The sequence below is a fragment of the Streptomyces sp. NPDC051913 genome (assembly GCF_044593635.1).
In the GTDB taxonomy this organism is placed as follows: domain Bacteria; phylum Actinomycetota; class Actinomycetes; order Streptomycetales; family Streptomycetaceae; genus Streptomyces.
In genome coordinates this window covers 633,168-644,930 of sequence record NZ_JBIUCI010000001.1, presented here as the reverse complement: position 1 = coordinate 644,930, position 11,763 = coordinate 633,168, and the positions used below count along the sequence as shown (strand labels likewise).

The window sequence follows — 11,763 nt, the reverse complement described above, 5'->3', positions numbered from 1 at the left end:
GCCTGAGGGCGCCGGCCCTCGTCCGTGCCCGGGGTCAGCCGAGCAGGGCCGCCACCACCACGAGCACCGGCACCGACAACACCGTCGACACCAGGATCGAGTCCCTCGCCAGCCGCTCGCCGACCCCGTACTGGGACGCGTACGTGTAGAGGTTCTGCGCCGCGGGGAGGGCCGATGTGACGACCACGTCCAGGAGTTGGTGGCCGCGCAGGCCGAAGACGCCGGCCGCGAGGACCCAGGCGAGGGCGGGCTGGCCGAACGACTTCAGGGCGACCGACAGCAGGACCGGGACGCGGTCGGGGCCCTTGCCCGGCATCGTGGAGCCGCACAGGGAGATGCCGAAGGCCAGCAGGACCGCCGGGACGGACATGCCGCCGATCAGGGTCAGCGGGTCCATCACCGGACTCGGGACGTGCACACCGGTCGCCGCCGCCAGCACGCCCGCCAGGGAACCCACGGCGATCGGATTGCGCAGGGGCGTGAGCAGACGGCGCCACAGCGGGCCCTTGTCACCGTCGCCGGACAGGTCCAGGACCGTCACCGCGATCGGCGCGACGAGAACCAGCTGGAACAACAGCACCGGCGCCACCAGTGAGGCGTCCCCGAGGACGTACACCGCGATCGGGATGCCCAGGTTCCCGGAGTTGACGTAACTGGAGCAGAGGGCACCGATGGTCGTCCGGCCCACCCCCCACCCCCGTACGACACCCACCGCTACGAACACGCCCGCCGCCGCTGCGGTGCTGAGCGCGGTCACCAGCAGACGGCTGGAGAAGACCACCGACAGATCGGCCTTGGCCAGCGTGGTGAACAGCAGGGCGGGGGACGCCACATGGAAGGCGAGCTTGGTCAGGACCTCGCGGCCCTGGTCGCCCAAGTAGCCGCGCAGACCGATGACATAGCCGACGCCGATCACGACCGCGATCACGGCGAAGCCCGTCAGCACTCCCTGCACGGAGCCTCCTCACAGGTGAGAAGGGCGTGCGGGATCCAGGGCGGTGCCGATATGTGGGGCATGCACCTAACCCTCTGGGGCAGAAGGGCCGCAGGTCAATGTGATCCCTGTCGGCCTGCGCGATGAGTTCCGCCCTTTCCTTCGGTCTACCGCTCGTGGACGCTGCCATGACACCCGCCGTGCTCGTGCTCGCCGGCCCCGTCACCCGGGACGAGGTGGCGGGGCTGTGCGACGACGTGCGGGCGCTGCTGGAGGCCGGCGGGGCCGGGGTCGTGGACTGTGACGTCGGTGGGCTTGGCCCGCCGGGGCTCGGCGTCGTCGACCTCCTCGCCCGGCTTCAGCTCACCGCCCGGCGGGCCGGGGGACGGATCAGGCTCCGCGATCCCGACCCGGCCCTACACGCCCTTCTCGACCTGGTCGGACTCCGCTTCGACAGCGTCGAGATGGAGGGGGAGCCCGAACAGCGGGAACCACCGCTGGGTGTCGAGGAAGAAGTGGAACCCGGTGAGCCGGCCGTCTGAGATCTCCAGCACCTGCACCGCCCAGGGGGTCCAGCCGCCCTTCTCGGGGTCCGGCTTGTACTGCGCGAAGCCCGGCAGACCGTTGACCTGGACCGGCATCAGCCGGGAGCCCTCGCAGGCCGAGCCCAGTGTGGTCATGAAGCCCGTGATGTCGTCGTGGCCGGTCAGCCACAGGTCGAACGGCGGCATCGTCATGATGGCGTCCTCGTGCAGCAAGGCCGTCAGCGCCGTCATGTCGTACCCCTCGAACGCCGCCACGTAGCGGTCCAGGAGCTTCTGCTGCTCGTCGTCCAACGGGTCGGAGACGGTCGCGTCCGCGCCGTGCTGACCGTCCCGCTCGGCGAGGGTGGCCCGGGCCCGCTGGAGGGCGCTGTTCACCGACGCCACCGAGGTGCCGAGCAGCTCGGCGACCTCGCTGGCCTTCCAGGCCAGCACCTCGCGCAGGATCAGCACCGCGCGCTGCTTGGGCGGGAGTTGCTGGAGGGCGGCCATGAAGGCGAGGCGCACGGACTCCTTGGCGACGGCCGCCTCCGCCGGGTCCTCGACGGTGGGCAGGATGCGGTCGTCCGGCATGGGTTCCAGCCAGGTGTGGTCGGGGCGGGGGGAGAGGGCGGCCTGGGCGAGGGGGGTCGACTCGCTGAGGTCCATGGGCCGGGCCCGCTTGTTGCCCGCGGACAGCATGTCCAGGCAGACGTTGGTCGCGATCCGGTACAGCCACGAGCGCAGACTCGACCGGCCCTCGAACTTCTCGTAGCTCCGCCAGGCCCGGACCATCGTGTCCTGCACCGCGTCCTCGGCCTCGAAGGAGGAGCCGAGCATGCGATAGCAGTACCCGGTCAGCTCGACCCGGTGCTTCTCCAGCCTGATGTCGAGGTCCGCCGTCGTCGTGTCCGTCATCGTCCACCCACCCCTGTGGCCGTTCTGCGTCGCGCCTTTGCGCCCAGCACGTTCGAAGCTATCGCAGCCCACTGACAATGGCGTGCGGAGTGATCAAACGCGCAGGTCAAAGGCTTCTTTCGCCCCCGCCGCCCTTACCCGTCCCATCACTGGGGGCTGCCGCCCCCAGACCCTCGCTTGGGCCCCGAAAGGGCCTCGTCCTCAAACGCCGGACGGGCTGGGTTCCTCAGCCCCGGGGGCGAGAAAAAGGCCGATCCCCCTGGCCGACCGACCTCGACCAGGGGGAAGACAGGGGGAGTGGGACGGGCGGCTCACGCCGTCAGGAGCCGCTGCTGCACGCGAGCCGCACGCGTACCGAGGAGCGTGATCGTGACCACGCCGAACACCGCCAGGAGGCCGACTCCGACCGTCCCGGCCCAGCCGCCCGCGTGGAAGGCGATCGCGCCGACCGTGCTGCCCGCGCTGGAGCCGATGTAGTACGCCGACTGGTACAGCGCCGAGGCCTGGGCACGACCCTCCGTCGCCGTCTTGCTCACCGCCGAGGACGCCACCGCGTGCCCCGCGAAGAAGCCGCCCGTGATCAGGACCAGGCCCAGCAGGACCAGGACGAGGGAGTCGGCCAGCGACAGGAGCAGGCCCGCCGTGGTCGTCGCGCCCGCCGCGTACAGCGCACCCCGGCGGCCGAGGCGGCCCACCAGCCGGCCGGCCGTCGACGCCGAGACCGTGCCCACCAGGTAGATCAGGAAGATCGAGCCGATGACACCCTGCGGCAGCCCGAACGGTGCCTCCGTCAGCCGGTAGCCGATCACCGTGTACACCCCGCCGAAGACGGTCATGAACAGCGCGCCGATCGCGTACAGCCGACGCAGCAGGGGGTTGGAGAGGTGGTCGCGGACCGTCTCCACCAGCACCCTCGGCCGCAGCGACCCCGCGACGAAGTGCTTCGGCGCCGGCAGCAGCAGCCGGAACGCCACCGCGCACCCGACGGCGATCACTCCGATCACGCCGAGGGCTGCCCTCCAGCCCCATTCCTGAGCCACCCACCCGGTGATGACCCGGCCGCTCATCCCGCCGACACTGTTGCCCGCGACGAACAGGCCGATGGCCGTGATCAGGGCCTTGGGCCTGACCTCCTCCGCCAGATAGGCGGTCGCGGAGGCGGGCAGTCCGGCCAGCGCCGCGCCCTGTACCGCCCGCAGCACGACCAGCGCCGGCAGCGAGGGAGCCAGCGGGACCAGCAGACCGACCGTCACCGCCACCGCCAGCGAGGCCGTCATGACCGTACGCCGTCCGAACCGCTCGGAAAGCGCGCTCATCGGCAGGACGAAGAGCGCGAGCCCGCCCGTGGCCGCCGCCACCGTCCAGCTGGCGTCGCTCGCCGCCACCCCGAACTCGTCGGAGATCAGCGGCAGCAGGGCCTGCGTGGAGTACAGGAGGGCGAAGGTCGCGACACCGGCGAGGAAGAGGGCGAAGCTCATCCGGCGGTAGCCGGGGCCGCCCGGGGACATACGGGAGTCGACGACAGGAACGACGGGGTCGGCGCCCACGCGGGTGGTGGACGCCTCGGTACTGGCAGGCATGAGTCGAAGCTACGACCACCTGCGTTGATGCGTCCAATGCATGAACTGGCCATAATCGTTCCCATGGTGCATCAACCCAGCTCACAGCCCCGTGTGTCACCGTCCAGTGACACAGAAGACATGACCGAGATGTCGCTGCTGCTGGCCCCGCGGCTCGCCTACTTCGCCGGGGTCGCCCGCACCGAGCACGTCACCCGGGCCGCCCTGGAGATGAACGTCCCCCAGTCCACGCTCTCCCGCGCGATGGTCCGCCTCGAACAGGACCTGGGCGTCGACCTGTTCGCCCGCATCGGCCGCACGGTCTCCCTCACGCCGTCCGGCCGCGCCTTCCTCCAGCACGTCGAACGCGCCCTCGCCGAGATCGACCGCGCCGCCGAGGAGGTCCGCGCCGACGCCGACCCGGCCACCGGCAAGGTCGCCTTCGGCTTCCTGCACACCATGGGTTCGGAGACGGTCCCCGGCCTGATCCGCGCCTTCCGCGCCGACCACCCGCGCGTCCGTTTCAGCCTCGTCCAGAACTACGGCGAGGCGATGATCGAACGGCTCAGGGCCGGCGAGCTGGACCTCTGCCTCACCTCCCCGGTGCCGGACGCTCCCGACCTCGTGGCCCGCCGCCTGGACGAGCAGAAGCTCCGCCTCGTCGTCCCCGCCGACCACCCCCTCGCCTCCCGCAAACGCGTCCGCCTCGCCGAGGCCGCCGACGAGACCTTCGTGACCCTGGAGCCGGGCTACGGCCTGCGCCGAATCACCGACGACCTGTGCAAGGAGGCAGGCTTCCGCCCGAGGGTCGCCTTCGAGGGGGAGGAGGCGGAAACCCTGAGGGGCCTGGTGGCGGCGGGTCTGGGGGTGGCCCTGCTCCCGCCGCCGGCCGTGGCCCGCCCGGGGGTGGCGGAACTGACGGTCACGGCTCCAAGGGCGGTACGGGAGATCGGCGTTGCATGGCTGGACGGCCACCCGGACACCCCACCGGTGGCCGCCTTCAAGAAGTTCCTGCTCTCAAGAAGGGGAAGCTTGTTGCCCTAGGGGAGCGGGGCTGCGTCTCTTCGCGGCTACCGCCGCAAGGACCGCCCGAACCCAGAAGCCAACGGCATCCGCAACCCCAACGGCGGCGGAGCGGCGAGCGCGTCCTCCACGGGCCGCGACAACGGCCTCCCGAACAACGCCCCCATCACGAAATCCTCGGCCAACGCCAGGACTTCGTCCCGGTACTGCCGCAACCCGTGTCCATCGGCGTGCACTTCGAACCGGCACACATCCCGGTTCGCCTTCTTCGCCCGCGACGCGAGCCGGAACGACAGCTCCGGGTCCGTACGTTCGTCATGCGTGCCGTGCACGACCAGCACCCGCCGTCCCACGAGCTGCTTCACCGGTTCGGGTGCCGCCGCCACATCCTCCTCCGGCAGCCAAGGAGCAAGCGCCACCACGGAGTTGACGGCTTCGTGCCCGCCCGCGTGGAGCGCCGCGCGTCCGCCCATGCCGACCCCGGCGAGGCACACGGAGACGTCGCCGTAGCGTCGTACGACCTCGTCCGCCGCCCATGCGGCGTCCCGCGCCAGATGGGCCTCCGAGCCGTTCCAGCCGCGATAGCGGTAGTGGACGACATGCGTGGCCAGACCGTCCTCCCGGCCCGCGCGGGTCAGCCTGCGGCCGAGGGCGCGGACGGAGGCGTTCGCCAGCATGGGGGACGGCCGGCGTTCGGAGGTCTCCTCGCCGCCGGGGAGCAGCAGCACCACCCCGCTCACCGCCGTCGGTTCCGGACCCGGTGCCCGCCCCAGCCGGGCCGTGCGAACCGGCGTCGATTGCTGTGCCATGACAGAACAGTGTCAGAAGCAAGGGTGTACGCCACCCGTCGGGGCGGTCACCGTTACGTATCGGCGGTGTTGTACACCGCGCGATCTACGCGCGTAGGAGTTAGAGTGCGGAAATGACGAGCCAGACTGACCGGATGGGGAACACCCCGAGCTCGGACCAGATCCGCCGGGCGCCCAAGGTTCTGCTGCACGATCACCTCGACGGCGGGCTGCGTCCCGGCACGATCGTCGAGCTCGCCCGGGAGACCGGGTACGGCCAACTCCCCGAGCACGACGCCGACAAGCTCGGCATCTGGTTCCGCGAGGCCGCCGACTCCGGTTCGCTGGAACGGTACTTGGAGACCTTCTCGCACACCGTCGGTGTCATGCAGACGCGGGACGCGCTGGTGCGGGTCGCCGCCGAGTGCGCCGAGGACCTCGCCGCGGACGGGGTCGTCTACGCCGAGGTGCGGTACGCGCCCGAGCAGCACCTGGAGAAGGGGCTGACCCTCGAAGAGGTCGTCGAGGCCGTCAACGAGGGCTTCCGGGAAGGCGAGCGGCGGGCCCGGGAGGACGGGTACCGCATCCGCGTGGGCGCTCTGCTCACCGCCATGCGGCACGCCGCCCGTGCGCTGGAGATCGCCGAGCTCGCCAACCGCTACCGCGACCTGGGCGTCGTCGGATTCGACATCGCGGGCGCGGAGGCCGGGTTCCCGCCCACCCGGCACCTCGACGCCTTCGAGTACCTCAAGCGGGAGAACAACCACTTCACCATCCACGCCGGAGAGGCCTTCGGGCTGCCGTCGATCTGGCAGGCGCTCCAGTGGTGCGGCGCCGACCGGCTCGGGCACGGGGTGCGGATCATCGACGACATCGAGGTGCGGGACGACGGGAGCGTGAAGCTCGGCCGGCTCGCCTCCTACGTCCGCGACAAGCGGATCCCGCTGGAGCTGTGCCCGAGCTCCAACCTCCAGACCGGGGCCGCCGCCTCCTACGCCGAGCACCCCATCGGGCTGCTGCGGCGGCTGCACTTCCGGGCCACCGTGAACACCGACAACCGGCTGATGTCCGGCACCAGCATGAGCCGGGAATTCGAGCACCTGGTCGGGGCGTTCGGCTACACGCTCGACGACATGCAGTGGTTCTCCGTCAATGCGATGAAATCAGCGTTCATTCCTTTCGATGAACGACTGGCGATGATCAATGACGTCATCAAGCCCGGATATGCCGAGCTGAAGTCCGAATGGCTGTTCCAGCAGACCGCCTCCACCAGCGGTTCTGTAGCGGAAGAGGGCTGATCGGGGGATATTGCGCACCTCGGAATGCGGACGGGTATTCACAATCCGTCCGCATTTCGATGTTTGCGGCGGGTGGCCTGGCGTGTTTACGGTCGTGGACCGCTCACACCCCGTCATCCCATTTCGAGGACGCAATTTCATGAAGCAGTCTGCTGCCAAGACCCTCGGTGTCGCCGCCCTCGGTGCCGCCTTCGCCGCCGCCGGTGCGGGTGCCGCCAGCGCCGCCCCGGCCGTCCCGGACGCCTCCCAGGCCCTGGACACCGTCACCAAGACGCTCCCGGCGGAGAACGTCGCCCAGGCGCTGCCCGGTGCCGGTGAGGCCCTGTCGCAGGCGCAGCCGGCCGTCGCCTCGGGCCTGTCCGCCGTGCAGCCGGCCGCCCAGAAGGTGCTCGCCGACGGTCCGACGGCGCCGGTCGCGGGCCTGCTCGGCGGTCTGCCGGTCGGCCAGACCGGTCTGCCCACGCACGGCCTGCCGCTGAACGGTCTTCCGCTGGGCTGAGCGGCGCCCTCGAACGCCCCGATGGGGCGCAACCCTTGATCCGGGCTGCGCCCCATCGGCGTACGTACGGGCCGGAGTTACCAGGCGGCCTGCGTCCCGCCGGCCTTGCCCTCGGAGGGGAACAGGATCCACAGGGCTATGTAGAGCAGGAACTGCGGGCCGGGCAGCAGACACGAGAGCAGGAAGATCACCCGCATCGTGGTCGCCGAGGTGCCGAAGCGCCGAGCCAGCGCGGCGCACACTCCGCCGATCATGCGGCCGTGGGTGGGGCGGGCGAGGCGGTTCATCAGCTGCTCCTTCGTGAGCGTCGGGTCAGAGGCTTCTCGTCCGGGTTCTTCCGGGTGCCTCATCTGCCATCAACGCTACGGAGACGAAGGGGGCAAAGCGTCGCTCTACGGTGCGATTCCGACCCTGGGAAACGTCGGGGTTCGACCCTGAGCCGCTTCCTCCTGCGGGACGGCGGCCCGCGCGTGGCGCTCGAAGCGGCGGCGCAGCCAGGAACGGGACACGGGCACGACAGCGAGGTGGGCGAGCATCACGCCGACCGTGTTGAGGAGCAGGGAGTCGACGTCCGGGACCCGGCCGGGCACGCCGGTCTGGAGGAGCAGGACGCCCAGGGAGACGAGGGAGCCGGCGGCCGCCGTACGGATCAGGGACCCCAGCGGGGACGCCTCCAGCCTGCCGTGGGCCGCCGGGAGCAGGACGCCGAGCGGGGCCAGCAGGACCAGGCCCTCGGCGATCCGCCGGGCCGCCCCGGGCCACCCCAGGGCCAGGTCGGCCCGGATACCGGCGAGCGGCGTCAGATTGGGCGGCATCACCCAGGGCACGTCCAGTGGACGCAGCGTGAACCAGGCGACGAACGCGAGGTGTGCGACGAGGAGGACACCCCCTGCCGCACGGACACGGATCGCGGCGTTGCCGCCGATGAAGCCTTGACGCTGCACGCCCCCCATGACGCCGCTCCCGACGCGATCGGTTCCGGAACCCCCGGATACGCCTGGGTGAGGCGTGCGACACAGCTCCACACCGCCCCCTGACACGAGCCAGCCCACGAGCGCCACCCACCCGCGGACCGCCAGCCCGGTCCCTCGACGGCCCGCCGACCGCCCGCCGTGAGCCGCGAGCCGCCTGACGCCAGTCCGCCCAGCCGTCAGCCGTCGCTCATCAGCCGCCGCGAGGTGCCGTGCGTCGGCCGCTCGCGAGGGGCTCGATCCGCAGGCCTCTTGCCCGTCCCTCGCCCGCCGAGTGCCGTTCCGCCGACCCGCCGCGAGCCACCGCCGCCGCCCACTGGTCGACCGCCGGCCCTCGACCGGCCGTCCTCGTGCGTTCGTCAGCCCTCCGTGACCTCCGACGACGGGGGTTTCTCGTGGTTCGGGTCGGTGCGGACGTCGTCCGTGCACTCGTAGGCGCGCAGTGGGGCCTTGTCCGGGCCGCCGAGGATGACCGAGCCGTCGCCCTCGGCCGCCGCGGAGTCGGAGAAGGTGCAGACGATCTGGGCGAGGGCGGAGTCCGTGAGCGCGTCCGGCGGGAAGCTGAGCCTCAGGGTGTCCTCGGGGTCGTCGGGGTGCGGTCCGCTCACCGTCATGCCGTCGCGGACCGTGGTGGTGTACCCGGCCTCCCGCTCGGCGGTCGAGGGCGCCGCCGCGAGCTGGTTGAGCAGCTCCTGCGCGACCTCGACCCGGCGCCGCGAGTCCGGCGTACCGTCCTCGACGCTCACCGTCCGGTCGACGGCCACCAGCGACGAACCGCACAGCAGGAACACCTGCACGGGCAGCCCCCGCGAGGACTGGGTCGAGATGTCCGGCGAGGAGGCGGAACAGGCCACCCGGGACGGGGCGGGGCCGAAGTCCGTCGGGACCTCGGTGGCCCGGATGCCGCATCCGGTGAGCAGCGCGGCCAGCGCCGGCAGCGCGAGGAGGCGTCTTAGGTTCGTCAACTCTTCTTCTCCTCGCCCTCCCGCGCCAGTTCCGACGCGTCCCTGGGCAGGTGCAGGGTGAACACCGCGCCGCCCTCGGGGGAGTTGGCGGCGGTGATCTCGCCGCCGTGGATGTGGGCGTTCTCCAGGGCGATGGAGAGGCCGAGTCCGCTGCCCTCGGAACGGGGGCGCGAGGCGCTCGCCTTGTAGAAGCGGTCGAAGACGTGCGGCAGGACGTCCTCGGGGATGCCGGGCCCGTGGTCGCGCACCTCGATGACGACCTCGGAGTCCGCGGTACGCACCGCGACCCGCACCGGCGAGCCGCCGTGCTTGAGCGCGTTGCCGATGAGATTGGCGAGGATGACGTCGAGCCGGCGCGGGTCGAGACGGGCGTGGATGCCGCGCTCGGCGTCCAGGTCGACCGCGTCCAGCCAGGCCCGGGCGTCGATGCAGGCGGTGATCTGGTCGGCCACGTCGACGTCGTCGAGGACCAGACGGGCGGTGCCCGCGTCGAAGCGGGTGACCTCCATGAGGTTCTCGACCAGGTCGTTGAGGCGCCGCGTCTCACTGACGACGAGCCGAACCGCCGGCTCGATCATCGGGTCCATCGACCCCGACTCCGCCTCCAGCTCCTCCTCCAGGATCTCCGTCACGGCGGTGATCGCGGTGAGCGGCGTACGGAGTTCATGGCTCATGTCCGCCACGAACCGCCGGGACGCCTCGTCCCGCGCGGCCATGTCGTCGACCCGTTTCTCCAGCGCCTCGGCCGCGTCGTTGAACGTCCGTGACAGATCCGCGAGTTCGTCCGTGCCCGACACCCGCAGGCGCGTGTCGAGCTTGCCCTCGCCGAGCCTGCGCGCGGCGACACCGAGCCGGTGCACCGGCTTCAGTACGGTCGTGGCGGCGGCCTGCGCGAGCAGCGCCGAGCCGATCAGCGCGAGACCGGTGGCGATACCGAGCGACCAGGCGAGCGAGTTGAGGTCCTTCGCCTCCGGCTCCAGGGACTTGAGCATGTACCCGGTGGTGCCGCCGTTGATGACCTTCGTACCGGCCACCAGATATGGGGTGCCGTCCTCCACCACCCGCTGCCAGTACAGGTGGTACGCGTACTTGTTGTGGGAGTCGACCTTCTGCTCCTCGCCCACCGCCGTACGCAGCGACTTGGGCACGTCCTGGAGCGAGAAGCCGTTCAGGGCACCGGAGTTGGCGGACACGTCCTCGCCGGCCGTGTTCTGCGCGACGAGCAGCACGCTGAAGCGCTGACTGCTGGTCGCCATCTCCCGGGCGGTGCGCTGGAGTTCGTACTGTTCCGGACGGGCGCGCAGCAGGCCCGCGCGGTTCTGCATCTCCTGCTGGAAGTCCCGCAGCACCGCGTCCTGGGTGCGGGTGAGGACCGCCTCGCGGTTGAGCCAGTACGCGATCCCGGACGCGGACACGGCGGCGGTGAGCGCGACGAGACCGAAGACGACGACGAGCCGGAGCCGCAGACTGGTGAAACGCAGCCGCGACAGATGTCCCTTGCGAGCCGCGGCCCAGCCGCGGACCCCCCCTTGCGGTGCTGTCACTGAGGCGTGTCCAGCCGGTAGCCGACACCACGGACCGTACGGATCAGGGTCGGGGAGGACGGCACGTCCTCGACCTTGGCGCGCAGCCGCTGCACACACGCGTCGACGAGCCGTGAGTCACCGAGGTAGTCGTGTTCCCAGACCAGGCGCAGGAGTTGCTGCCGGGAGAGCGCCTGACCGGGCCGCCGGCTCAGCTCCAGCAGCAGCCGCAGCTCGGTCGGCGTGAGCTGAAGGTCCTCGCCGTTCTTGGTGACGGTCATGGCGGCACGGTCGATGACCAGACTGCCGAACGTCGCCGCGTCGTTCGCCTCGCGCTCGCCGCGCCGCAGCACGGCACGGATCCGGGCGTCGAGCACCCGGCCCTGCACGGGTTTGACGACATAGTCGTCGGCTCCGGACTCCAGACCGACGACCACATCGATGTCGTCGCTGCGCGCGGTCAGCAGAATGATCGGCAACTGGTCCGTGCGCCGGATGCGCCGGCACACCTCGAACCCGTCGATGCCGGGCAGCATCACATCCAGCACGATCAGGTCCGGCCGCTGCTCGCGCAGCAGCTTCAGACCGTCCTCACCGGTGGCAGCCGTGGCAACCCGGTGACCCTGGCGCGTCAGAGACAGCTCCAGGGCCGTACGGATGGCGTCGTCGTCCTCGATCAGCAACAGGGAAGGCACGGGGCTCATTCTGGCCCATGGTGGGGTGGGGTTTCGACACCTGTACGGGTACGTGCACATACCGCTGCT

Annotated in this window: 12 protein-coding genes and 1 pseudogene; 4 read left to right on the top strand and 9 right to left on the bottom strand. The window is 71.0% G+C overall.

Going from position 1 to position 11,763, the window contains the following annotated elements; genetic code table 11:
* Window positions 1-34: 34 nt before the first annotated feature.
* Complete coding sequence (locus ACIHIX_RS02990) at window positions 35-955, bottom strand: AEC family transporter (protein WP_399949057.1); 921 nt, start codon at window positions 953-955, stop codon at window positions 35-37.
* A gap of 122 nt (window positions 956-1,077) precedes the next feature.
* Here ACIHIX_RS02990 and ACIHIX_RS02985 point away from each other — a divergent pair.
* Window positions 1,078-1,320: pseudogene (locus ACIHIX_RS02985) on the top strand (hypothetical protein); the annotation flags it as partial.
* A 30-nt stretch (window positions 1,321-1,350) separates the two neighbouring features.
* On the opposite strand, the gene ACIHIX_RS02980 reads toward ACIHIX_RS02985, so the two are convergent.
* Both ACIHIX_RS02980 and ACIHIX_RS02975 read right to left on the bottom strand, forming a co-directional pair.
* Window positions 1,351-2,373, bottom strand: coding sequence for a sigma-70 family RNA polymerase sigma factor (locus ACIHIX_RS02980; protein ID WP_399949055.1), 1,023 nt, complete (start codon window positions 2,371-2,373; stop codon window positions 1,351-1,353).
* A gap of 311 nt (window positions 2,374-2,684) precedes the next feature.
* Complete coding sequence (locus tag ACIHIX_RS02975; RefSeq protein ID WP_399949053.1) at window positions 2,685-3,953, bottom strand: MFS transporter; 1,269 nt, start codon at window positions 3,951-3,953, stop codon at window positions 2,685-2,687.
* A gap of 63 nt (window positions 3,954-4,016) precedes the next feature.
* Between ACIHIX_RS02975 and ACIHIX_RS02970 the strand changes: the two genes are divergently transcribed.
* Window positions 4,017-4,976: a LysR family transcriptional regulator gene (locus ACIHIX_RS02970; protein ID WP_399949051.1), complete on the top strand. Its 960-nt coding sequence runs from the start codon at window positions 4,017-4,019 to the stop codon at window positions 4,974-4,976.
* 26 nt (window positions 4,977-5,002) lie between these two features.
* Here ACIHIX_RS02970 and ACIHIX_RS02965 read toward each other — a convergent pair whose 3' ends face one another.
* Entirely contained in the window at window positions 5,003-5,764 is a 762-nt protein-coding gene (locus tag ACIHIX_RS02965) for an alpha/beta hydrolase (protein ID WP_399949049.1), read from the bottom strand.
* A gap of 113 nt (window positions 5,765-5,877) precedes the next feature.
* Here ACIHIX_RS02965 and ACIHIX_RS02960 point away from each other — a divergent pair, with 113 nt between their 5' ends.
* Window positions 5,878-7,041, top strand: a complete 1,164-nt coding sequence (locus tag ACIHIX_RS02960) for an adenosine deaminase (protein ID WP_399949047.1) — start codon at window positions 5,878-5,880, stop codon at window positions 7,039-7,041.
* A gap of 139 nt (window positions 7,042-7,180) precedes the next feature.
* The gene (locus tag ACIHIX_RS02955) at window positions 7,181-7,540 is read left to right on the top strand and encodes an ATP-binding protein (RefSeq protein ID WP_399949045.1); all 360 of its coding nucleotides are present in this window, start codon (window positions 7,181-7,183) and stop codon (window positions 7,538-7,540) included.
* Window positions 7,541-7,617: 77 nt separating this feature from the next.
* Here the strand turns inward: ACIHIX_RS02955 and ACIHIX_RS02950 are convergent, their stop codons facing one another.
* From ACIHIX_RS02950 to afsQ1, 5 genes are all read right to left on the bottom strand, one after another.
* The gene (locus ACIHIX_RS02950; RefSeq protein WP_399949043.1) at window positions 7,618-7,827 is read right to left on the bottom strand and encodes a PspC domain-containing protein; all 210 of its coding nucleotides are present in this window, start codon (window positions 7,825-7,827) and stop codon (window positions 7,618-7,620) included.
* Between the two features lie 105 nt (window positions 7,828-7,932).
* Window positions 7,933-8,484 carry a VanZ family protein gene (locus ACIHIX_RS02945; protein ID WP_399950035.1) on the bottom strand — a complete coding sequence of 184 codons (552 nt, stop codon included), beginning with the start codon at window positions 8,482-8,484 and terminating at the stop codon, window positions 7,933-7,935.
* A gap of 386 nt (window positions 8,485-8,870) precedes the next feature.
* Window positions 8,871-9,476 (bottom strand): hypothetical protein, encoded by a 606-nt coding sequence (locus ACIHIX_RS02940; protein ID WP_399949041.1) that lies wholly within the window; start codon window positions 9,474-9,476, stop codon window positions 8,871-8,873.
* Window positions 9,473-11,020 carry an ATP-binding protein gene (locus ACIHIX_RS02935; protein WP_399949039.1) on the bottom strand — a complete coding sequence of 516 codons (1,548 nt, stop codon included), beginning with the start codon at window positions 11,018-11,020 and terminating at the stop codon, window positions 9,473-9,475. The genes ACIHIX_RS02940 and ACIHIX_RS02935 overlap by 4 nt, the downstream gene beginning before the upstream one ends.
* Entirely contained in the window at window positions 11,017-11,694 is a 678-nt protein-coding gene (gene afsQ1, locus ACIHIX_RS02930; protein ID WP_013001223.1) for a two-component system response regulator AfsQ1, read from the bottom strand. The genes ACIHIX_RS02935 and afsQ1 overlap by 4 nt, the downstream gene beginning before the upstream one ends.
* Between the last annotated feature and the right edge of the window lie 69 nt (window positions 11,695-11,763).

Excerpts from the sequence above, each read along its gene's own strand:
- ACIHIX_RS02965 (WP_399949049.1), bottom strand. The coding sequence starts at position 5,764 with ATGGCACAGCAATCGACGCCGGTTCGCACGGCCCGGCTGGGGCGGGCA.
- ACIHIX_RS02975 (WP_399949053.1), bottom strand. The coding sequence starts at position 3,953 with ATGCCTGCCAGTACCGAGGCGTCCACCACCCGCGTGGGCGCCGACCCC.
- ACIHIX_RS02955 (WP_399949045.1), top strand. The coding sequence starts at position 7,181 with ATGAAGCAGTCTGCTGCCAAGACCCTCGGTGTCGCCGCCCTCGGTGCC.
- ACIHIX_RS02980 (WP_399949055.1), bottom strand. The coding sequence starts at position 2,373 with ATGACGGACACGACGACGGCGGACCTCGACATCAGGCTGGAGAAGCAC.
- ACIHIX_RS02950 (WP_399949043.1), bottom strand. The coding sequence starts at position 7,827 with ATGAACCGCCTCGCCCGCCCCACCCACGGCCGCATGATCGGCGGAGTG.
- ACIHIX_RS02970 (WP_399949051.1), top strand. The coding sequence starts at position 4,017 with ATGGTGCATCAACCCAGCTCACAGCCCCGTGTGTCACCGTCCAGTGAC.
- ACIHIX_RS02960 (WP_399949047.1), top strand. The coding sequence starts at position 5,878 with ATGACGAGCCAGACTGACCGGATGGGGAACACCCCGAGCTCGGACCAG.